This is a genomic window from Pantoea sp. IMH, from assembly GCF_000599885.1.
In the GTDB taxonomy this organism is placed as follows: Bacteria; Pseudomonadota; Gammaproteobacteria; order Enterobacterales; family Enterobacteriaceae; genus Erwinia.
Window position 1 is genome coordinate 100,380 of the sequence record NZ_JFGT01000006.1, and the last position, 18,783, is coordinate 119,162.

Consider the following 18,783-nt stretch of genomic DNA (forward strand, 5'->3'; position numbering starts at 1 on the left):
GCCCGGCCTCTGTTTTCTCTTTTCTACGGCCAGCAGGCCGGAATTCGTTAAGCGCCGGAGAATAACAGTAGTGAATGATGCGACTCCCCGTCCGCAGCAAAAAGCGGGTAAGGCCCTGACGCCTCTGCTTGAGATCCGCAATCTGACCAAGTCCTTCGATGGTCAGCATGCGGTTGATGATGTGAATCTGACCATCTATAAAGGCGAAATTTTTGCGCTGCTGGGGGCTTCCGGCTGTGGGAAATCGACGCTGCTGCGTATGCTGGCAGGTTTCGAACCCCCTACCTCGGGCCAAATCCTGCTTGATGGTCAGGATCTTTCCCATGTGCCTCCTTATCAGCGCCCAATCAATATGATGTTCCAGTCTTATGCCCTTTTTCCGCATATGACCGTTGAGCAGAACATTGCCTTTGGCCTCAAGCAGGATCGCCTGCCCAAAGATGAAATTGCCAGCAGGGTGGCGGAGATGCTGACGCTGGTTCATATGCAGGAGTACGCCCGGCGTAAACCTCATCAGCTCTCCGGTGGGCAGCGTCAGCGCGTGGCGCTGGCCCGTAGCCTGGCCAAGCGCCCAAAACTGCTGCTGCTTGATGAGCCCATGGGTGCGCTGGATAAAAAGCTGCGCGACCGTATGCAGCTTGAGGTTGTGGATATTCTTGAGCGGGTTGGTGCGACCTGTGTCATGGTCACGCACGATCAGGAAGAAGCGATGACGATGGCCGGGCGTATCGCCATCATGAACCGTGGAAAATTTGTGCAGATTGGTGAACCGGAAGAGATTTATGAGAACCCGACCACGCGCTACAGCGCAGAGTTTATCGGTTCGGTGAATCTGTTCGATGGGTTGCCGCGCGATCGGCAGGAGGGGGCGCTGATTATCGACAGCCCCGGCCTGATCCATCCCCTTAAGGTCGATTTCAGCGCGGCTGTCGCGGACGGTGTGCCGCTGCATGTCGCGCTGCGTCCTGAGAAAGTGATGCTCTGTGAGAACGTGCCCGCGGACGGCTGCAATTTTGCCGTCGGTGAGGTGGTTCATATCGCCTATCTTGGCGATCTTTCTATCTATCACGTCCGGCTGCACAGCGGCCAGATGATCAGCGCGCAGCTGCAAAACGCTCACCGCTTCCGCAAAGGTGCCCCAACCTGGGGAGACGAAGTGCGTCTCTGCTGGGAAGCGGACAGCTGCGTGGTTCTGACGGTGTAGTGGGGGTACCATGAGTCAACATTCTTCTGACACCAGGGCGCCGGCGCGCGTACGCGCTATGGGGCCGCTTGCCGCGTTTTTTGGCCGTCTGCAGATGCGGCAGGGACGAAAGCTGGTTATTGCGCTGCCTTATCTCTGGCTGAGTTTACTTTTCCTGCTGCCGTTTTTGATCGTGCTGAAAATCAGCTTCGCCGATATCGCCAGGGCGATCCCGCCTTATACCGAACTGCTCTCTTGGGCGGACGGTCAGTTGACGATGGTGATGAACCTCGGCAACTACCTGACGCTGACGGACGATCCGCTCTATGCTGAGGCCTATCTGCACTCGGTCCAGGTGGCGGCGATCTCAACGCTGGTTTGCCTGCTGATCGGTTATCCCCTCGCCTGGGCGGTGGCGCACAGCGCACCATCAACCCGCAACTTGCTGCTGCTGCTGGTTATCCTGCCCTCATGGACCTCTTTTCTGGTGCGTGTTTATGCCTGGATGGGCATTCTCAATAATAACGGTATTCTGAACCGCTTTTTGATGTGGACGGGCATCATCGATCAGCCGGTGGCGATCCTCTATACCAATCTGGCGGTCTATATCGGTATCGTTTACTGCTATCTGCCGTTTATGGTGCTACCGATTTATACCGCACTGACCCGTATCGATTACTCGCTGGTGGAAGCGTCCCTGGATCTGGGCGCGCGGCCGCTGAAGACCTTCTTCAGCGTCATCGTGCCGCTGACCAAAGGCGGCATCATTGCTGGTTCGATGCTGGTCTTTATTCCCGCCGTCGGTGAGTATGTTATCCCTGAACTGCTTGGTGGCCCTGACAGCATTATGATAGGCCGCGTACTCTGGCAGGAGTTCTTTAACAACCGTGACTGGCCGGTGGCCTCCGCGCTGGCGGTGATTATTCTGCTGATCCTTATTATGCCCATCATCTGGTTCCATAAGCACCAGAATCGGGAAACAGGAGGGAAGGGATGAGCGCATTACCCGTTGTTCGTTCACCATGGCGCATCGTCATTCTTGCGGTCTGCTTTTTCTTTCTCTATGCGCCGATGCTGCTGCTGGTCATTTACTCCTTCAACTCATCACAGCTGGCCGCCTGGGAGAGCTTTTCGCTGCACTGGTATAAAGTCCTGTTCCAGGATGCGGCGATGATAGGTGCCGTCACGCTGAGCCTGAGTATTGCCGCGCTGGCAGCAACGGCCGCCTGCGTACTGGGCACTATTGCGGCGGTGGTTATCGTGCGCTTTGGGCGCTTTAAAGGCTCGACCGGCTTCGCCTTTATGCTAACCGCGCCGCTGGTGATGCCCGACGTGATCACCGGTCTTTCCCTGCTGTTGCTGTTTGTGGCGATGGGTAATGCCTTTGGCTGGCCCGCTGAGCGCGGCATGCTGACGATCTGGCTGGCGCACGTCACGTTCTGTACCGCCTATGTGGCCGTGGTAATCAACTCGCGCCTGCGCGAACTCGATCGCTCCATAGAGGAAGCTGCGATGGATCTCGGCGCCACGCCGCTGAAGGTTTTCTTCGTGATAACCGTGCCGATGATCGCACCGGCTATCGTGACCGGCTGGCTGCTGGCGTTTACGCTGTCGCTGGATGATCTGGTTATCGCCAGCTTCGTCACCGGCCCTGGCGCGACCACATTGCCGATGCAGATCTTCGCCACCGTACGACGGGGAGTGAATCCCGAGATCAATGCGCTCGCATCGCTGATCCTTTTCGTGGTGGGTATCGCGGGGTTTATCGCCTGGCGTGTTATGGCTCACAAGGAGAAACAGCGGCTGAAGGACATTCAGAAAGCGCGGCGCGCGGGTCACTAACGCGCAAGTGCATCAAAGCCTGCCCGGAGGGGCAGGCTTTAATTTATGCAGCGCACGGCGTCAGGTTTTTTAGCCGAGCACTTTTGTCACGCAAGATTTAAAAATCTTCACGCCGATCGGCAGGGAATTGAGATCGAAATGCATGTCGGGGTGATGCAGGCCTGGCAACAGTCCGGTTCCCAGCCCCCAGAAGCCCGCCTTCATGTCCGGACGCTGAACGGCGTAATGAAAGAAATCTTCGCTGCCAGGCGTTGCCCGGCTGGGCATCACGGCTTCCTCCCCCAGTACCTCTTTGATCGCTTCGGCAATCAATAGGGTCATCTCATCGTTGATTTCAGCGGCGGGCATCGCCTTGAGGATCATCACGTCAGCCGTCGCGCCACTGGCCGCCACGCTCATCCTGATTGCCCGCTCCACGCGCGTCTGAAGCTGTACCATCTCCTCATTTGCTTCCGCGCGCAGATCAAAGACCACGCGGGCTTCATCTGGAATGGAGTTGGTCACGCCAGCATCGCAGAGAAAGCGGGTCGCCTTGACGCTCCAGCTTTTACCGGGAGCGAGATGGACGGCGTTAACCGCCTGCACAGCGCTAACCGCAGCATCCAGCGCGTTGATGCCCAGGTGAGGACGCGCCGCGTGAGCGGTTTGCCCGCGCACTGTCGCCTCCAGCGTCACGCACGCGGAATAGTTGACCGCCGGGATCGCTGTGCCCACCGCGCACTCCTCCGCAGGACGGAGATGAAAGCCGAGGAGCATATCTACATCATCAATTGCGCCGCCCGCTATCATCGCCAGCGCACCGGTACCTAACTCTTCGGCAGGCTGAAAGAGGAGCTTCAGCCGCCCTCGTTTAATTTTCCCTTCCGCAATCAGCTCCTGAGCAGCGCTCAGTACAACGGAAGAGTGCGCATCGTGTCCGCAGGTGTGCCGGGCGCAGGGCTCGCCGTTAATCACATGCCCAAGCGCATCCATATCGGCCCGCAGCGCCAGCGTCGGCCCAGGCTGGCCGCTTTCCAGCACGGCGACGATTCCTGTTGTGGCGTTGAAGTTATCCTCCACCCGAAAGCCAGCAGCTTTAAGATGGCGGCTGATATAGGCGGACGTTTTGAACTCCTGAAAGCCCAGTTCGGGCATTTCATGCAGGCTGGCGTAATGCTCAAACACAGTTACCATCTCGGTCTCTCCCTATGACAAAAATCAGGCCACAAATCGCATAATTAGCATGGCGACAGCAGCATTAAGAATGCTGGCCAGCATCAGCAACGGCCAGTATTTCTTTGGCACGTCGGCAACGCCCAGCAGGCGGCCCATATACTGTAGCTGCGATCCCAGCAGGAAAATGGCCGGGGTTAAAATAGTAATTTCGCCGCCGGTCAGCACGCCTTTCGCCAGCAGGCTGACCGCCACGCCGGTGCCGGCGGAGGAAGAGAGCCATGCCGTCAGCAAGACGGTAATCGCTTCACCCGGCAGCCCAAAAAGACCCATCAGCGGTGCGAACAGCTGACCAACAGACTGCATAACGCCCAGCAGATTCAGGATTTCAGCAATAACATAAGCCATAACCACATTCGGCATCAGGTTATGGATAGCGATATGAAATCCCTTACGAGCGCCGGTAACAAAAATATCGAAGGGGTTATGGGAAACGATCGTCTCAGGTTTATTTTGCATGCGGGAAATCTCGCTGATAAAGCGTATTGAGTACCAGACGGACAAAGGCGGCACCGACGAATTTAAGTACAAACATCACAAGGAGTGGGATCAGAACCGGCAGGGAAAGAGAGAGAAAAAGCGCGGAACCAATAGCAAAATAGTTATTAATCAGACCCGCGCCGGAATATTGCCAGGCGGCCATAATCACCACATCTTTTTTGGTTATTTGCTTATCATCATACAGCTCTTTCGTCAGGGCAGCGCCCGCATCGGTACTTTGCAGATCCGTTATCAGTGCCAGCCCGGTCCGGCCAGGAATGCCTAAAATGGGCCGGAGTAAGGGTGTCAGCAACTTGTGCGCGGCGCGAATAGCGCCGTAGTGGGTAAAGATCTCCAGCAGCCCGAGCGCCAGCATCACTGTCGGGACCAGCGACAGGGCAAACAGAAACCCCGCCTTCGCGCCAAGCCCGCCTTTACCAACAAAGGTGCTGTTCGCCGCATCGGTTATCGTGCCGAACTGTCCGCCCAGCGTGGTGAAATCGAAGGCACCCAGCCATGCCATGCCTTCACGTTTGAAAAATAAACCAGAAAAAAAGAGGATCGCTACGATCAGTGCCAGATAAGCGCCCGGTCCGGTAGACTCTGTTTTTATCAATTTGGTGTCGCTTTCATGTATCAAATTCAACTCCCCATTCTGCAATTTAGTGCAATAAGCCTGTCGGCAGGGAGTGTTCTCCCCGGATAAGCCTCAACAGATAGCCTGCCGCTATCGACGTTTACGCTTTGCAGGTTGCAGGGATCGTGCCAGGCTGAAAAAATTCTCTCAAGTCGTGGGAAATCAGGCAGAATAATGGGAGAGCATGAATTTCTCTCAGCTCATCAACAGTAAATAGGTCAGCGTTGCGCCTTCCTCTGCCAGCCGCTTATAGCATGGGCATAGACTGGTACCCCAGTCTGGCGCGACTGCACTATAATGAAGCGGAATTGTATCAGGGAGGGAAAGGGCCATGTCAGAAGTGCTCAGAGAGGGGCGGGCTGTCCTGCAATCGCCTTCAGCGATCCCGGTTTCGGTTCTGGTGGCGGGGATTGCTATTATCGCGATCCGCTGCCTCAGCGTCGCCCTGCAAATCCATGAGCTGGGCTTTGAGGAGCTGAGAAATTTTCTTCACCGCAGCGCCCAGGCCTGGGATTCCACGCTGATTTTTATCGCCAGCCAGCTACTGTTTTTTATTGAGCTGCGCTGCGCTATCGCGCTGATGTGCGGCAAAAACTGGGGACGGGTGGGGTATGCGCTGTCGCAGCTGGTAGTCGTGATCTATATGAGTGTTGCCTCAATGGGCTGGGTTTATCCGGAAATATTCAGCATCAGCGGGGATAGCGGTACGCATATAATCCACCAGCTTATCGTCCAGAAACTTCCCGAACTGTTCATCATATTGCTGCTTTTTATACCGGCCAGCAGTCGCCATTTTTTTCGTCAGAAATAAGCGGCGCCAAGACCGTCCGGCTTGATAAATCACAAAAACTTGTGGGTTCTCTTAAGATCTTACGGCTGCTTATCTGCAACGTTCAGTGATGTTAACCAGCGTGCATTAAGTGCCTGTATCGTGCCATCAGCGCGCATGGCGTCCAGCGCCGCATTCAGCTGCGTCAGCAGGCTGCTGTTGCCTTTGCGCACGGCTATAGCCAGCCCGTCGCCAAAATAGCGGCTGTCTGTTACCGGATTTCCAATCTTTTCCAGCAGGGGCTCAGCGTCAAGCAACCTGAGTATGCTGGGCGTATCGCCAAAAATCCCATCCAGCCGGTTGCGGCGTATATCAAGTAGCGCGTTCTGGTAGTTGTCATAGCTCACGACAATGATGCCCGGCCAGACCGCGTTTAACCACGCCTGCTGCGTTGTTGCATTGCGAACCCCCACGCGCTGACCTTTAAGCTGCTCAATTGTCCTGAAACGGCCCGTTGTCGCGGCCATCAGGCTTGAGCCGCTCTGATAAGGAAGGGTGAAATCCACCCGTTCTCTGCGTTCATCCGTAATGTTTAAACTGGAAATGACCGCATCATAGCGACGAAACTCAAGTGCAGGCAGCAGGATCTCAAAATCGATATGGGTAATAACGCACTCGCGTTGCAGCCTTTTGCAAAGCGCACTCGCCAGATCGATATCAAAACCGACCATCTCATGCCGATCATTGAAAAATTCAAAAGGGGGATTATTGGCGGTAGTGGCAAAGCGGAGCGGATCAGCCGCCAGCGCTTTTACGCTAAGACAGAGAATCAGAAGCAGCAGTAGTGGCTTATGCATGACAGACAATCCTTGCGTCAGATAATCTGCTAATTATCCACTCTCGTAACGGCAATCTATCCGCTGATTAGCCGCAAAACAGGCACGCTATTTGGGACCCCGGTGGAGCAGTGCTCCACCGGGCGGTCAGTTACGGCGTTCGAAAGCCAGCGCGCGGCGTTCAATCAGACGCATCATTACCGTCAGCAGTCCATTGACGCAGAGGTAGATCAGGCCCGCCGCTGCGAACACTGCCGCATCATAGGTCTGACCATAGAGTAACTGCCCGTGCCCCATCACTTCCATCAGCGTAATGGTATAGGCCAGCGAGGTGCTTTTGAACACCAGCACTACTTCATTGGAGTAGGAGGAGAGCGCGCGCTTAAAGGCATAGGGAAGAAGAATACGCAGGGTGCTTTTACGATCCATGCCCAGCGCTGAACAGGATTGCCACTGACCTGCCGGTATGGCGCGTACGGCACCATGAAAGAGCTGAGTAGTGTACGCGGCGCTGTTCAGCGACAGAGCAAGCAGCGCACAGAGCCAGGGCTGGGAAAGCAGGTGCCACAACCAGGGGATCGCCTGGATGGAAGGGAACTGCCCCGGTCCGTAATAGATTAAAAAGATCTGCACCAGCAGCGGCGTACCGGTAAAAAGCGTGATGTAGCCGCGAACAATCTGGCTCAGCACCGCCACTTTCAACGACAGGATCACGGTAAACAGCAGAGAAAGAATCAGCGCCAGCAGCAGTGAGGCCAGCGTCAGCGTCAGGCTGGTATGCAGCCCTTTTAACAGTTCGGGTAAGTAGCTCAGCATCAGTGATTCCCCTGCTCAAAGCGGGTCGTGCGGGACTCGATGCGCTTAAGCACCTGCTGGCTCAGCAGGGTGATGACCAGATAAATAGCGGCCGCAATCATATACCAGGTAAAAGGTTCCTGGGTTCGTGCGGCAATGCTTTTGGTCTGCAACATAATATCGTTCACGCTAATCAGCGAGACCAGCGCGGTATCCTTCAGCAGTACCAGCCACTGGTTACCCAACCCAGGCAGCGCATGGCGCCACATCTGCGGCATGATCAGGCGGAAGAATATTGCAGATTTTTTCATGCCCAGCGCCTGACCAGATTCCCACTGGCCTGCGGGGACCGCCTGCAGCGCGCCACGCAGCGTTTGTGACGCGTAGGAGGCGTAAAGTACCGAAAGGGCGATCACCCCGCAAAGAAACGGGCTGACGTCAAAATTCTCAATGTCTACCTGTACAGGAAGGGCAAACAGCCCGAAGTTAAGCGTAAAGCCATCGGAGAGATAAAGCAGCAGCTGTGAGGCGCCAAAATAGACGAACAGCACCACCAGAATTTCCGGCAGGCCGCGAAAAAGGGTGACCAGACCGGTGGCAATCCAGGCCAGTGGCCGCCAGCGTGCCGATTCCCATGCAGCAAAAATCATTGCCAGGATCAGCCCCGCCGTCAGCGCACAAAGGGCAAGGCCGACGGTCATACCGGCGGCGCTTGCAAGAGGATAAAATGCGTTCATTGATTAATTACTGCTGGAACCATTTGTTGTAGATTTTTTTCAGCGTGCCATCCGCTTTCACTTTGTCCAGCGCGGCGTTGAACTGGCTTTGCAGCTCGGTATTTCCCTGGCGGACCGCGATGCCGAGACCGGTACCGAAGTAGCCTTTGTCCGTCACTTTTTCACCTACCGGGGCCAGATTCGCATTCTGCTTCAGCCATTCATTAACCACGGCAGTGTCACCAAATACCGCATCAATGCGGCCATTTTTCAGATCGAGAATGGCGTTCTGATAGCTGTCGTAAGGGACGGTGGTTACGCCGCTCATTTTCTCAGAAAGGTATTTCTGATGCGTGGTACCGTTCTGCACGCCGACGCGCTTACCTTTCAGCGCATCAACCGAAGCTGCCTTACCTTTCTGCGCGATAAACAGGGCAGAATTGTCGTAATAGGCTTTTGAGAAAAGCACCTGTTTTTCGCGCTCGGGCGTGATATCCATGCCGGCCATCACGGCGTCAAAACGGCGGAATTTCAGGCTGGGGATCAGGCTGTCAAATGCCTGATTAGTAAAAGTACAGGTCGCCTTCATCTCATGGCAGAGCGCATTCGCCAGATCGACGTCGAAACCCTGGATTTTGTTATCCGAATCGACAAACTCAAACGGCGGATAGGATGCTTCAGTGGCAAAGCGGATCGTTTGTGCAGCGGTTGCACTCAGGCTGAGGCTGGCCAGCAGTGCGGCAAGTACGATTTTTTTCATCTGGATATCCTGCGTTAGTGCGAAAGATAATTGGCAAACGCATCGGTTTGCGGCTGTGTAAAGCGGCTGGCATCACCCTGTTCAACAATATAGCCGTTTTCCATATACACCACGCGGCTCGCGGTTTTTCGCGCCACTTCCACTTCATGGGTGACGATAACCTGAGTGATATTCGTCTGCGACAGTTCACGAATGATCGCTACGATTTGCGCGGTGATTTCCGGGTCCAGCGCGGCGGTCGGTTCATCAAACAGCAGAACGGCGGGCTCCATCATCAGCGCTCTGGCGATGGCGACACGCTGCTGCTGTCCGCCGGAAAGATGCAGCGGGAAACGATCGGCAAAGGCGGTGAGACGCAGACGCTCAAGCAGTTTATCCGCTCTGGCGTGCGCCCGATCTTTACTGAGGCCGAGCACGCGGCAGGGCGCTTCAATCAGATTCTGCCGGACCGTCAGGTGCGGCCAGAGGTTATATTGCTGAAAGACCATACCCACGTTCTGCCGCAGCTCGCGAATGGCCGCGTCTGAGGGCGTTTTACTGAAATCAAACTGCTTGCCGGCAATGCTGAGCGTGCCGGAACGCGGCATCTCCAGCAGGTTGAGCACGCGCAGCAGCGAGCTTTTACCGGCGCCGCTTGGCCCCAGCAGAACCAGCGTCTCGCCCTCAGGGCAAGTCAGTTGAATATCAAACAGCGCCTGGTGAGCGCCGTAAAAGCAGTTAATAGCGTTAAGTTGAATACTCATGCGCAAAAAGTGAATAGCAATTGATGCCGCGAATCTTAACGTTGACGGCATAGTTATGCAATCATCGTGCGTGAAAATGAGTCCAGATGCGGCATATTAATGAAATAGCGGCACAACATATCGCAGCCCACCCTCAATTTGGGTTATGGCTGCGGTTGTGATGAAAACATGCCGTATGCTGACGGTACCTGAGAGCTAACGAAGCAGCAGTTGGCTGAGGGAGCCCCCGTTAAGGTGAGGATTCTGACTCACGTAGCGGACATCATCTACGGTCCAGCAGGTGCCTTCGCGTACCATCAGAATCTCATCCTGCCATTCCATAGATTTATCACCGTCGCGGCTGAGGCTAACGCGTAGCGGGATGTTGCGGGCATCGGTATTCGGAATTGTCGACGCATCTGCTACTTTAGCGGAGGTTGGGCCAGCGGCGAGGCTGGAGAAAATATCCCCTTGCTGCAGTGCAGCACGCTTATCGGTATCAGCGCTGGCCTTCAGCAGCGTCTGATAAAGCTTGCCGCTGAGATAGGGGCGATATTTGGCCAGCTGTGTCGCATCCGGCAGGCCATCAGCTGGCTGTTCGATACGCAGATCGTAGAATTGCTGCGCAACAGAATCGGGACCGCCTTCAATACAGGGACCCGAACGCGTACCGATATCCTTATAGGCGGGTTCTACCGTGGTACAGGCACTTAACAGCAGTGCCAGGGGAGCCAGTGCAGCAATCGCTTGGTATTTCATCTTGATTTCCTTATTATTTCTGGGTGATCTATTTTAGCATAAACCCTTAACAATCACGTTAGCTGCTAAAGCGGTATCCGGAAAGGGCCGCGAAGGAGAACAGAATGAAATTTTCAACAACGCCCACGCTGGAAGGCCAGGTTATTACGGAATATTGCGGCGTGGTAACGGGAGAGGCCATTCTCGGCGCCAATATTTTTCGTGACTTTTTTGCAGGTATCCGCGATATCGTCGGTGGCCGCTCAGGCGCCTATGAAAAGGAGTTGCGCAAGGCCCGACAGATCGCTTTCAAGGAACTGGAAGAGCAGGCGAAAGCGCTGGGCGCCAATGCGGTGGTGGGGATTGATATTGATTATGAAACCGTCGGTAAAGATGCCAGCATGCTGATGGTCAGCGTAACCGGCACCGCCGTTAAAATCCGCGGCTGATGCGCAAGCTGGCCGTTTCCCTCGCGGCGTTGTTACTCAGCGCCTGCGCGTCGTCAGGCTTTGAACGGCACGAAGGTTACGTCATCGATACCCAGCATGCTGCCTGGGGAGCGAGGCCGCGCGTAAAGGTGCTCGTCATCCACTATACGGCAGAGGCATTTCCCGTCGCGCTCGCCACCCTGACGGGCAGAGAAGTTAGCGCGCACTATCTTGTTCCCGCCGCGCCCGCGAAAAAAGGTGGCGATCCTCTGGTGTTCAGGCTTGTTCCTGAGTCGCAACTGGCCTGGCATGCCGGCGCCAGCTTCTGGCGTGGTGCAACCCGGCTGAACGATACTTCTGTTGGCATTGAGCTTGAAAACCTGGGGTTCACACAGACGATAGCCGGACGCAAATGGTATCCCTTTACGGCACAGCAGATGAAGGTGCTGAAACCGCTGGCCCGCGACATCGTTAAGCGTTACGCCATTCAGCCGCAGAATGTGGTGGCACACAGCGACATTGCGCCACAGCGCAAGCAGGATCCCGGCCCGCTTTTCCCCTGGCAATGGCTGGCGGAGCAGGGCATCGGCGCCTGGCCTGACGCATCGCGCGTCGCTTTTTATCTGGCTGGCAGACCTCCCAGGCTTAAGGTTGAGAGCGAAAAATTGCTGAACTTGCTGTCGCGCTATGGCTATGAAGTGTCATCCGGTATGACCAGAGAGCAGCAACAGAAAGTGATTGCGGCTTTTCAGATGCACTTCCGGCCCGCAGATTACCAGGGGATCGCAGACGCTGAGAGTGAAGCCATTGCAGAGGCGCTGCTCGAGAAATATGGCGCCGGCCAGGAAGCCGTCTGACCGCCCCGCTCGCGTGAGTGAGGCGGAAAAGAGGATTAGTGACGGGCGCGGAGGAACGCCTGCCAGTGGGAGACCAGCGTTTCCAGCGCCTGGCGGTCAACGTCCAGATGGGTGACCAGCCGCGTCACCGGGCCGGTGCTCAGTAAAATCCCGCGCTCGTGCATCCAGGCTTTCAGTGGCGCAACATCTGCTTCCGGCACGCGCACAAAAACCATATTGGTATCCTGCCTTGAGACGTTGACATCTCTCTTTTGCAGCGCCTCCGCGAGCCAGGCTGCATTATCATGATCCTCCTGCAGGCGAGCCACGTTGTGCTCCAGCGCGTAGCGGCCTGCCGCCGCCAGAATGCCCGCCTGGCGCATCGCACCGCCGGTCATTTTGCGCCAGCGGCGCGCGCGCTGAATATAATCCGCACTGCCGCAAAGCAGCGATCCAACCGGCGCACCCAGGCCTTTGGAGAGGCAAATCGTCAGCGTGTCGCAGTAGCGGGCGATCGCCTCAAGCCCGACGTTAAGCGCGACGGCGGCGTTAAAAATGCGGGCGCCGTCAATATGCAGCGCCAGCCCGCGCTGACGCGTAAACGCCCAGGCCTCTGCCAGATAGCTCAGCGGCAGTACTTTGCCATTATGGGTATTTTCCAGACTGAGAAGCCGGGTGATGGCAAAATGGAAATCGTCGGGTTTGATAAATTGCTCTACGAGGTCGAGCGGCAGCGTGCCGTCAGCCGCCGCAGTTACAGGTTGCGGCTGGATACTGCCCAGCACGGCAGCGCCACCAGCCTCATATTTATAGTTATGAGCCTGCTGACCAACAATATATTCCTCGCCGCGCTGACAGTGGCACAGCAGGGCGACCAGGTTGGCCTGAGTGCCGGTCGGCAAAAAGAGGGCTGCCTCTTTACCGCTGAGGCGCGCGGCTTCCGCTTCAAGCGCATTTACCGTCGGATCATCGCCATAGACATCGTCGCCGGTTTCGGCTGAGATCATCGCTGAAAGCATGGCGGCCCCTGGCCGGGTTACTGTATCACTGCGTAAATCGATCACACCTGCGCTCCTCTTCTCTGAACAAACATCCCAACGTCCAATTGTTTTACCGCAGCCCATGCGGTTTTACCAGTTCAACGGTTAACGGCTATTAGCGTGAAAGGGCGGATACAGACAGAGCAGAGGCGGGATCGCGTAATGTGAACAACACGCACAGACAGGCGGAACGCCGTGGGCGATCCGGTAAGAAACCGGGCGGCAGTCATCAGCACTGCCGCACGGGTGTGACTCAGGCGATAACGATATCGCTAACCGGCTTACAGCTGCATGCCAGCACAAATCCCGCCGCGACCTCTTCATCGGTCAGCGTCTGCTGGCTGGATGTCTGATAGTCGCCGCTCACTATCTGCGTTTTACAGCAGCCGCAGACGCCGGAACGACAGGCGGCAACGATATCAAATGCGTTTCTCTCCATCGCTTCCAGCAGCGTCGCACCTGAGGAGAAGCTGCCTGCCTTCTCTGTGCCGCTGGCGCGAAGGGAAAGCGGCTGGCTGGAAGCGGACACTTCTGTGGTCTGCACAGGCGTGAACTGTTCTTTCCAGATATCTGCGGCTCCAAGCGTTCTGGTAAACCCTTCGACCTGCTGCATATAGGCTTCAGGGCCGCAAATCATCACGGTACGACTGGGCATATCGGGCACCAGCGTACGAAGCTTTTCAAGCGTCAGCCGGCCTTCGGGCATCTCTGCGGTGGGAGTGTCTTCAGATATGAGAGTTAAATCCAGCCAGGGTTGCAGCGCAGCCAGCTCCGTCGCGAAAATAACGTCCTGCTGTGAGCGCACGCTGTAGCAGAGTTTTACGCTGCATTCGCGACGACGGCTCGCCAGCCAGCGACACATAGAGATGATGGGCGTTATACCGCAGCCCGCTGCCATCATCAGGTAGCGATCGGCAGGATGCTGCTCGCAGCTGAATTCACCCTGTGGATCGGAAAGCCAGATGTAATCGCCGGGTTTCAGCGATTTGGTCAGCCAGCCTGATCCCTGACCACCCTCAATATACCGCACGGTCAGGGTAATAAATTCGCTCTGGCCTGGCGTTGATGAGAGGGTATAGGCACGAAGCTGCGCCGATTTACCAATCTGCACCAGTGCGAACTGGCCCGCCTGCCAGCGGTAAAAATCATGATTAATCAGCGCGATGGTCCAGACATCAGGCGTTTCCTGAGTCACATGGTGAACCTGCATCCGCCAGTGGCATAATGCGTTTGTCTGCATGGTTATCTCCTCAGGCGTTCAGGATAGTGTTGAGATCGTTTTCGACTGTGGTCACGGGCTGCAGGCCGAATTCGCTTTGCAACAGCGCCAGCACGTTGTCGCTCAGGAAGGCCGGTGGCGTCGGGCCTGTGCGGATATTTTTTACGCCGAGCGCCAGCAGCGTCAGCAGCACCACGATGGCTTTCTGCTCGAACCAGGAAAGCACCAGCGACAGCGGCAGATCGTTCACGCTGCAGTTCAGTTTTTCGGCCAGCTTAACGGCCAGCATAATGGCGGAGTAGCTGTCGTTGCACTGCCCTGCATCCAGCAGCCGCGGCAGCCCTTCCAGCGTGCCGAAGTCGAGTTTATTGAAACGGTATTTGCCGCAGGCCAGCGTCAGGATCAGGCAATCTTTCGGCACCGACGTCGCCAGATCGGTAAAGTAGCTGCGTTTCTCCCGGCTGCCGTCGCAGCCGCCAATCAGAAAGACGTGGCGCAGTTTCTGGGATGCCACCAGGTCAATAATGGTATCGCTGGCATCCTGCAGAACCTGGCGGCCAAAGCCGACGGTGATTTCATGAGGGATCTCTGACCAGGGAAAGCCGGGCATGGATTGCGCCTGAGCGATAACGGGCGAGAAGTCATCGCCATCCAGGTGGTTGACGCCGGGCCAGCCGACGATACTGCGGGTCCAGATGCGATCCTGATAATCTCCGACGAAAGGATCGATTATGCAGTTTGAGGTCATGACCACGGGGCCAGGGAAGCGGGCAAACTCTTCCTGCTGGTTCTGCCAGCCGCTGCCGTAGTTGCCGATCAGATGTGGGTACTGCTTCAGCAGCGGATAGCCGTGAGCCGGCAGCATTTCCCCATGGGTATAAATGTTGATATTCAGGCCCACTGTCTGCTCAAGCAGCATTTGCAGATCTTTCAGATCGTGCCCTGAGATGAGAATAGCTTTACCGGCGACCGGGCGTACATTGACGGTGACCGGCTGTGGATTACCGTAGGTCGTGGTCTGCGCTTCATCCAGCATCGCCATAATGGCAAAGTTCATTTTGCCGATCTGCATCGCTTTTTCCAGCAGATCGTTTATCTGGTCTGGCTGCGTGCCCAGCCATGCCATGATCTCATGGTACTGCTGATAAACCGCGTTATCGAAGCGGCCATGCACATGAGCATGCTCCATATAGGCAGCCGCGCCTTTCAGACCGTACAGGCAGAGCAGACGAAGCCCAAGAATATCTTCATCATCTTCGCCCCGGTTCAGCGCGAAGTCAGCGGCCTGCGCCTGAAGGTCCGCAATATTATCGCTTTCAAGCGTCAGATCGGCTAACGGATGAGAGAGAGAAGCCGGACCCTGCTTCTCATTACAGAGCGCCTTCAACCTGTCGCGACAGGCAATAGCGCTACGGGCATAGCCCACAATACGTTCAGAGTCGAAGTTGACGTTAGTCAGCGTCGAAAAGAAGGCAAGCGGTGAAAAGCTGTCAATTTCATGCACGATAATATTGTGCCGGCGCGCTTCAACTGCCCACGCAGACAGTCCCTGAAGCGCGGCTATCAGGAGATCCTGCAGATCGGATGTTTCAGCAGTTTTACCACACATGCCCTGGGCATAGGCACAGCCGTTTGCCGTTGGCGTCTGAAGAGTTTGCTCACATTGAATACAGAACATTGGGCGGCCTTTTTAAAGTTGCATTTAAGATACATCTTTATGCTAAAAGCAAAGGCAGGCGTTTCATAGGTGTTGTGCTTTAAAACGCAGGGATCATTGATCTGGCGCAAATGGCGCGCGGGTCAGGCGGCAAAAAAAGCAATCAGAACCGGCGCAAGCAGGCTCAGCATAAAGCCGTGGACGATAGCGGCCGGCACAATTTCAGCACCGCCGCTGCGCTGAAGCACAGGCAGGGTAAAATCCATTGAGGTGGCACCGCACAGGCCAAGTGCGGTAGAGCGATGGCGGGCAATCAGTGCCGGGATTAGCATGATGGCCAGCAGTTCACGTAGCAGGTCATTAAAGAAGGCTGCGCTGCCGATTACCGGGCCAAAAGATTCCGTCATCAGGATGCCGGAAAGGGAATACCAGCCAAAGCCGGAGGCCATTGCCAGCCCCGTTTTTACCGGCAGTCCCAGAAGTAAGGCAGCAACAGCGCCGCCTGCCAGAGCGCTGAGAAACACCACCATCGCTACCATCATCCCGCGCCGGTTAATCAGGATCTGCCGGAGCGTCATACCGCTGCCACGCAGCTGGAGCCCCACAAGAAACAGCAGAAACAGCAGCGCATATTCACCCGCTTCACTGGCAAACTTCAGCGGCGTCCAGTGGCTGAGGCCGATCAGAAAGCCGGCAATGACTACGCCACAGAGCTTTAGCGATTCGAGCGCCATATGTAGCCTTGAAGGCAACGTCTGCTGACGATGGTTATGTGCCCAGGGACGAAGATGTTCCAGCAGGCGCAGCGCCACGATATTTCCCACAAGGATGCAGGCTGCACTGATCAGACTGTAATTGACGATAGCAAGGAGATTGCGGCCCAGATCGTCAAGAAACGCCAGGCTGATACCCATAAAAAAGAGGATAACGTAGACCATCCAGCTCAGCAGTTTGTTGATTAGCCTTTGCAGCGAGGGCGCTTTAGCCGGCAAAAGATAGCCCGCGATCAGCGGCAGAAGAATGATCAACAGTCCTGAATACATGTGGCGGGTCGTCCATGCGCAAAAGGTGAGGCGACAAGCTAGCGAAATTTTTATGCTGAGTAAAGGCCTCTTCCAGGCAGAGGCTTGACCAGCGTGGAGATGCGGGCCATTCTCAATAAAAACAAAGGGAAATCCTGATGATACTGGAGCATATTGCCATTAGCGGGTTTCGCGGCATCAGTCAGCTTTCTCTGTCGCTGGAACAGGGCAACGTCCTGATAGGTGAAAATACCTGGGGGAAATCCAGCCTGCTTGATGCGTTAACGCTTTTGCTCTCTCCGACGGAGACGCTGTATCAGTTTGTGCCTTCTGATTTTCATACCTTGTCCGGCGAAGCAGGCGACCGTTTGCAGCATCTTTACGTCGAGTTCACCTTTCGCGAAAGTGACAGCGGTGAAGCTCACACGCCTCGTCTTTTGCCGCTTTCATCACTCTGGCAGCAGCGTGCAAAGGACTACCCTCAGCTTGTCCTTCGGGCTGAAGGAACCCTTCAGGAAGCGCAATCAGTAAATACACGTTGGTACTTTCCACTGGCGGCGGAGATCTTATCTTCTGCCAGTGGACAGGCGCCGCTGGCAGCGGTACTGATACGGCTTCAGCCTGTATTGCGGCTGCGCGATGCCCGTTTCAGCCAGCGAATGGTGACGCAGGCAGCTAACACCACCAACGATCGTCAATTGAGTACGCTTGTCAGCCAGATTGACGAGCTCACGCGTGATTTGGTTTCACAACCACAAAAGCTGACCCATCCGGCGATCCGACAGGGATTGCTGACGATGCAGCAGTTAATAGAACATTACTTTTCCGTTCAGCCATCGGCGTTGTCGGCTACCGTGCAGAGGTCTGATCCTTCGCGCAGGCGGTCTCAAAAGGGGTGGCGCTATCTTGACAGTCTCAACCATCTGATTGCGGCAGCGGACAGCCAGAGCCGGCAACTGATACTGCTGCGAATGTTTGCCTTGCTCATGCAGGCCAAAGGCATGTATCAACTCGATCCTCTCGCCCGGCCACTGTTGCTCATTGAAGATCCAGAGACCCGGTTACACCCGATTATGCTCTCAGTGGCATGGGGATTGCTCGATCTGCTGCCGTTGCAGAAAATCACCACGACGAATTCAGCAGAACTTCTTTCACAAGTACCGGTTGGCGATGTATGCCGCTTGATCAGGCAGGAAAATGGCGTAGCTGCATGGCGGCTGGGGCCTTCAGGCATGAATGCCGACGACAGCCGGCGCATTGCATTTCATATCCGTGTTAACCGTCCTTCTGCGCTCTTTGCCCGCTGCTGGCTGCTGGTGGAGGGGGAAACGGAGGTCTGGGTGATGAATGAACTGGCGCAGCAGTGCGGCTGTCATTTTGCAGCTGAAGGGATCAAAGTCGTGGAGTTTGCTCAGTCGGGGCTAAGGCCGCTGATAAAATTCGCTCAAAGGATGGGCATTAAGTGGCATGTACTGACCGATGGCGATGAGGCGGGAAACAAATATGCCGCCACGGTAAAAAGCCAGCTAGCTGCGTCAGATGAACGCGTCCATCTGACGCAGTTACCCGCACTGGATATGGAGCATTTTCTGTACAGGCAGGGATTTGCAGAGGTTTATCATCGTATAGCCCGTTTGCCAGAAAAGGGGCCAATGAACGTGCGGCATATTATCGCTAAGGCGATTCAGCACTCATCAAAACCGGAACTGGCAGTCGCCGTAGCCACCGAAGCGGCAGAGCGGGGCAGGGCGTCCGTTCCTCCCTTACTGAGGGAGATGTTTCACCGCGTGCAGGAACTGGCCAGGCAGAATGGCGAGTCATTCTGAGCCACACCGCTTGAAATGGCGGAAAGCAGCCCAATCTTACTGGTATCGCCACAGAAAAGCAGAAA

20 protein-coding genes are annotated in these 18,783 nt (G+C 55.8%); 7 read left to right on the plus strand and 13 right to left on the minus strand.

Features of this window, described 5'->3' with window-relative positions; translation table 11 throughout:
* The first annotated feature begins 70 nt into the window (after positions 1-70).
* From potG to potI, 3 genes are read left to right on the plus strand one after another with little or no spacing between them, the layout of a single operon-like run.
* The gene (gene potG, locus EA20_RS0114860; protein ID WP_024967580.1) at positions 71-1,204 is read left to right on the plus strand and encodes a putrescine ABC transporter ATP-binding subunit PotG; all 1,134 of its coding nucleotides are present in this window, start codon (positions 71-73) and stop codon (positions 1,202-1,204) included.
* A gap of 10 nt (positions 1,205-1,214) precedes the next feature.
* A complete protein-coding gene (gene potH, locus EA20_RS0114865; protein ID WP_024967581.1) occupies positions 1,215-2,180 on the plus strand; it encodes a putrescine ABC transporter permease PotH in 966 nt (321 codons plus the stop codon).
* Entirely contained in the window at positions 2,177-3,025 is an 849-nt protein-coding gene (potI, locus tag EA20_RS0114870) for a putrescine ABC transporter permease PotI (protein WP_024967582.1), read from the plus strand. The genes potH and potI overlap by 4 nt, the downstream gene beginning before the upstream one ends.
* 69 nt (positions 3,026-3,094) lie before the next feature.
* Here potI and EA20_RS0114875 read toward each other — a convergent pair whose 3' ends face one another.
* Genes EA20_RS0114875 through EA20_RS0114885 form a run of 3 tightly spaced genes read right to left on the minus strand, consistent with a single transcriptional unit; the run spans position 3,095 to position 5,363 of the window.
* Positions 3,095-4,198, minus strand: coding sequence for an amidohydrolase (locus EA20_RS0114875; RefSeq protein WP_024967583.1), 1,104 nt, complete (start codon positions 4,196-4,198; stop codon positions 3,095-3,097).
* Between the two features lie 24 nt (positions 4,199-4,222).
* The gene (locus EA20_RS0114880) at positions 4,223-4,696 is read right to left on the minus strand and encodes a YjiG family protein (RefSeq protein ID WP_024967584.1); all 474 of its coding nucleotides are present in this window, start codon (positions 4,694-4,696) and stop codon (positions 4,223-4,225) included.
* Positions 4,686-5,363: a nucleoside recognition domain-containing protein gene (locus EA20_RS0114885; protein ID WP_024967585.1), complete on the minus strand. Its 678-nt coding sequence runs from the start codon at positions 5,361-5,363 to the stop codon at positions 4,686-4,688. Before EA20_RS0114885 ends, EA20_RS0114880 begins: the two co-directional genes overlap by 11 nt.
* 322 nt (positions 5,364-5,685) lie before the next feature.
* Between EA20_RS0114885 and EA20_RS0114890 the strand changes: the two genes are divergently transcribed.
* The gene (locus EA20_RS0114890; RefSeq protein ID WP_024967586.1) at positions 5,686-6,165 is read left to right on the plus strand and encodes a YbjO family protein; all 480 of its coding nucleotides are present in this window, start codon (positions 5,686-5,688) and stop codon (positions 6,163-6,165) included.
* Positions 6,166-6,224: 59 nt separating this feature from the next.
* Here the strand turns inward: EA20_RS0114890 and EA20_RS0114895 are convergent, their stop codons facing one another.
* From EA20_RS0114895 to EA20_RS0114920, 6 genes are all read right to left on the minus strand, one after another.
* Positions 6,225-6,980, minus strand: a complete 756-nt coding sequence (locus EA20_RS0114895) for a transporter substrate-binding domain-containing protein (RefSeq protein WP_024967587.1) — start codon at positions 6,978-6,980, stop codon at positions 6,225-6,227.
* A gap of 126 nt (positions 6,981-7,106) precedes the next feature.
* Complete coding sequence (gene artM / locus EA20_RS0114900; RefSeq protein ID WP_024967588.1) at positions 7,107-7,775, minus strand: arginine ABC transporter permease ArtM; 669 nt, start codon at positions 7,773-7,775, stop codon at positions 7,107-7,109.
* Entirely contained in the window at positions 7,775-8,491 is a 717-nt protein-coding gene (gene artQ, locus EA20_RS0114905) for an arginine ABC transporter permease ArtQ (RefSeq protein ID WP_024967589.1), read from the minus strand. The genes artM and artQ overlap by 1 nt, the downstream gene beginning before the upstream one ends.
* Before the next feature lie 7 nt (positions 8,492-8,498).
* Positions 8,499-9,230 carry an arginine ABC transporter substrate-binding protein gene (gene artJ, locus EA20_RS0114910; RefSeq protein ID WP_024967590.1) on the minus strand — a complete coding sequence of 244 codons (732 nt, stop codon included), beginning with the start codon at positions 9,228-9,230 and terminating at the stop codon, positions 8,499-8,501.
* A gap of 14 nt (positions 9,231-9,244) precedes the next feature.
* Positions 9,245-9,973 carry an arginine ABC transporter ATP-binding protein ArtP gene (gene artP, locus EA20_RS0114915; RefSeq protein ID WP_038381697.1) on the minus strand — a complete coding sequence of 243 codons (729 nt, stop codon included), beginning with the start codon at positions 9,971-9,973 and terminating at the stop codon, positions 9,245-9,247.
* Positions 9,974-10,168: 195 nt separating this feature from the next.
* Positions 10,169-10,711 (minus strand): lipoprotein, encoded by a 543-nt coding sequence (locus EA20_RS0114920; RefSeq protein ID WP_024967592.1) that lies wholly within the window; start codon positions 10,709-10,711, stop codon positions 10,169-10,171.
* 104 nt (positions 10,712-10,815) lie between these two features.
* On the opposite strand from EA20_RS0114920, the gene EA20_RS0114925 reads away from it, so the two are divergent.
* Positions 10,816-11,139: a heavy metal-binding domain-containing protein gene (locus EA20_RS0114925; protein ID WP_024967593.1), complete on the plus strand. Its 324-nt coding sequence runs from the start codon at positions 10,816-10,818 to the stop codon at positions 11,137-11,139.
* The gene (locus tag EA20_RS0114930) at positions 11,139-11,975 is read left to right on the plus strand and encodes an N-acetylmuramoyl-L-alanine amidase (RefSeq protein ID WP_024967594.1); all 837 of its coding nucleotides are present in this window, start codon (positions 11,139-11,141) and stop codon (positions 11,973-11,975) included. The genes EA20_RS0114925 and EA20_RS0114930 overlap by 1 nt, the downstream gene beginning before the upstream one ends.
* 35 nt (positions 11,976-12,010) lie before the next feature.
* Here EA20_RS0114930 and ltaE read toward each other — a convergent pair whose 3' ends face one another.
* The 4 genes from ltaE to EA20_RS0114950 form a co-directional block, all read right to left on the minus strand.
* The gene (gene ltaE / locus EA20_RS0114935; RefSeq protein WP_024967595.1) at positions 12,011-13,018 is read right to left on the minus strand and encodes a low-specificity L-threonine aldolase; all 1,008 of its coding nucleotides are present in this window, start codon (positions 13,016-13,018) and stop codon (positions 12,011-12,013) included.
* A 229-nt stretch (positions 13,019-13,247) separates the two neighbouring features.
* The gene (gene hcr / locus EA20_RS0114940) at positions 13,248-14,240 is read right to left on the minus strand and encodes an NADH oxidoreductase (protein WP_024967596.1); all 993 of its coding nucleotides are present in this window, start codon (positions 14,238-14,240) and stop codon (positions 13,248-13,250) included.
* Between the two features lie 4 nt (positions 14,241-14,244).
* Positions 14,245-15,891 (minus strand): hydroxylamine reductase, encoded by a 1,647-nt coding sequence (gene hcp / locus EA20_RS0114945; RefSeq protein ID WP_024967597.1) that lies wholly within the window; start codon positions 15,889-15,891, stop codon positions 14,245-14,247.
* A 122-nt stretch (positions 15,892-16,013) separates the two neighbouring features.
* On the minus strand, positions 16,014-16,913 hold the full coding sequence (locus tag EA20_RS0114950) for a lysine exporter LysO family protein (protein ID WP_024967598.1): 900 nt from the start codon (positions 16,911-16,913) through the stop codon (positions 16,014-16,016).
* 137 nt (positions 16,914-17,050) lie between these two features.
* Between EA20_RS0114950 and EA20_RS0114960 the strand changes: the two genes are divergently transcribed.
* A complete protein-coding gene (locus EA20_RS0114960; RefSeq protein ID WP_024967599.1) occupies positions 17,051-18,718 on the plus strand; it encodes an ATP-dependent endonuclease in 1,668 nt (555 codons plus the stop codon).
* Positions 18,719-18,783 lie beyond the last annotated feature (65 nt).

What these genes read in the sequence shown, in the direction of transcription:
- potH (WP_024967581.1), top strand. Translation starts at nt 1,215, where the DNA reads ATGAGTCAACATTCTTCTGACACCAGGGCGCCGGCGCGCGTACGCGCT.
- potI (WP_024967582.1), top strand. Translation starts at nt 2,177, where the DNA reads ATGAGCGCATTACCCGTTGTTCGTTCACCATGGCGCATCGTCATTCTT.
- EA20_RS0114875 (WP_024967583.1), bottom strand. Translation starts at nt 4,198, where the DNA reads ATGGTAACTGTGTTTGAGCATTACGCCAGCCTGCATGAAATGCCCGAA.
- EA20_RS0114880 (WP_024967584.1), bottom strand. Translation starts at nt 4,696, where the DNA reads ATGCAAAATAAACCTGAGACGATCGTTTCCCATAACCCCTTCGATATT.
- EA20_RS0114890 (WP_024967586.1), top strand. Translation starts at nt 5,686, where the DNA reads ATGTCAGAAGTGCTCAGAGAGGGGCGGGCTGTCCTGCAATCGCCTTCA.
- EA20_RS0114895 (WP_024967587.1), bottom strand. Translation starts at nt 6,980, where the DNA reads ATGCATAAGCCACTACTGCTGCTTCTGATTCTCTGTCTTAGCGTAAAA.
- artM (WP_024967588.1), bottom strand. Translation starts at nt 7,775, where the DNA reads ATGCTGAGCTACTTACCCGAACTGTTAAAAGGGCTGCATACCAGCCTG.
- artQ (WP_024967589.1), bottom strand. Translation starts at nt 8,491, where the DNA reads ATGAACGCATTTTATCCTCTTGCAAGCGCCGCCGGTATGACCGTCGGC.
- artJ (WP_024967590.1), bottom strand. Translation starts at nt 9,230, where the DNA reads ATGAAAAAAATCGTACTTGCCGCACTGCTGGCCAGCCTCAGCCTGAGT.
- artP (WP_038381697.1), bottom strand. Translation starts at nt 9,973, where the DNA reads ATGAGTATTCAACTTAACGCTATTAACTGCTTTTACGGCGCTCACCAG.
- EA20_RS0114920 (WP_024967592.1), bottom strand. Translation starts at nt 10,711, where the DNA reads ATGAAATACCAAGCGATTGCTGCACTGGCTCCCCTGGCACTGCTGTTA.
- EA20_RS0114925 (WP_024967593.1), top strand. Translation starts at nt 10,816, where the DNA reads ATGAAATTTTCAACAACGCCCACGCTGGAAGGCCAGGTTATTACGGAA.
- EA20_RS0114930 (WP_024967594.1), top strand. Translation starts at nt 11,139, where the DNA reads ATGCGCAAGCTGGCCGTTTCCCTCGCGGCGTTGTTACTCAGCGCCTGC.
- hcp (WP_024967597.1), bottom strand. Translation starts at nt 15,891, where the DNA reads ATGTTCTGTATTCAATGTGAGCAAACTCTTCAGACGCCAACGGCAAAC.
- EA20_RS0114950 (WP_024967598.1), bottom strand. Translation starts at nt 16,913, where the DNA reads ATGTATTCAGGACTGTTGATCATTCTTCTGCCGCTGATCGCGGGCTAT.
- EA20_RS0114960 (WP_024967599.1), top strand. Translation starts at nt 17,051, where the DNA reads ATGATACTGGAGCATATTGCCATTAGCGGGTTTCGCGGCATCAGTCAG.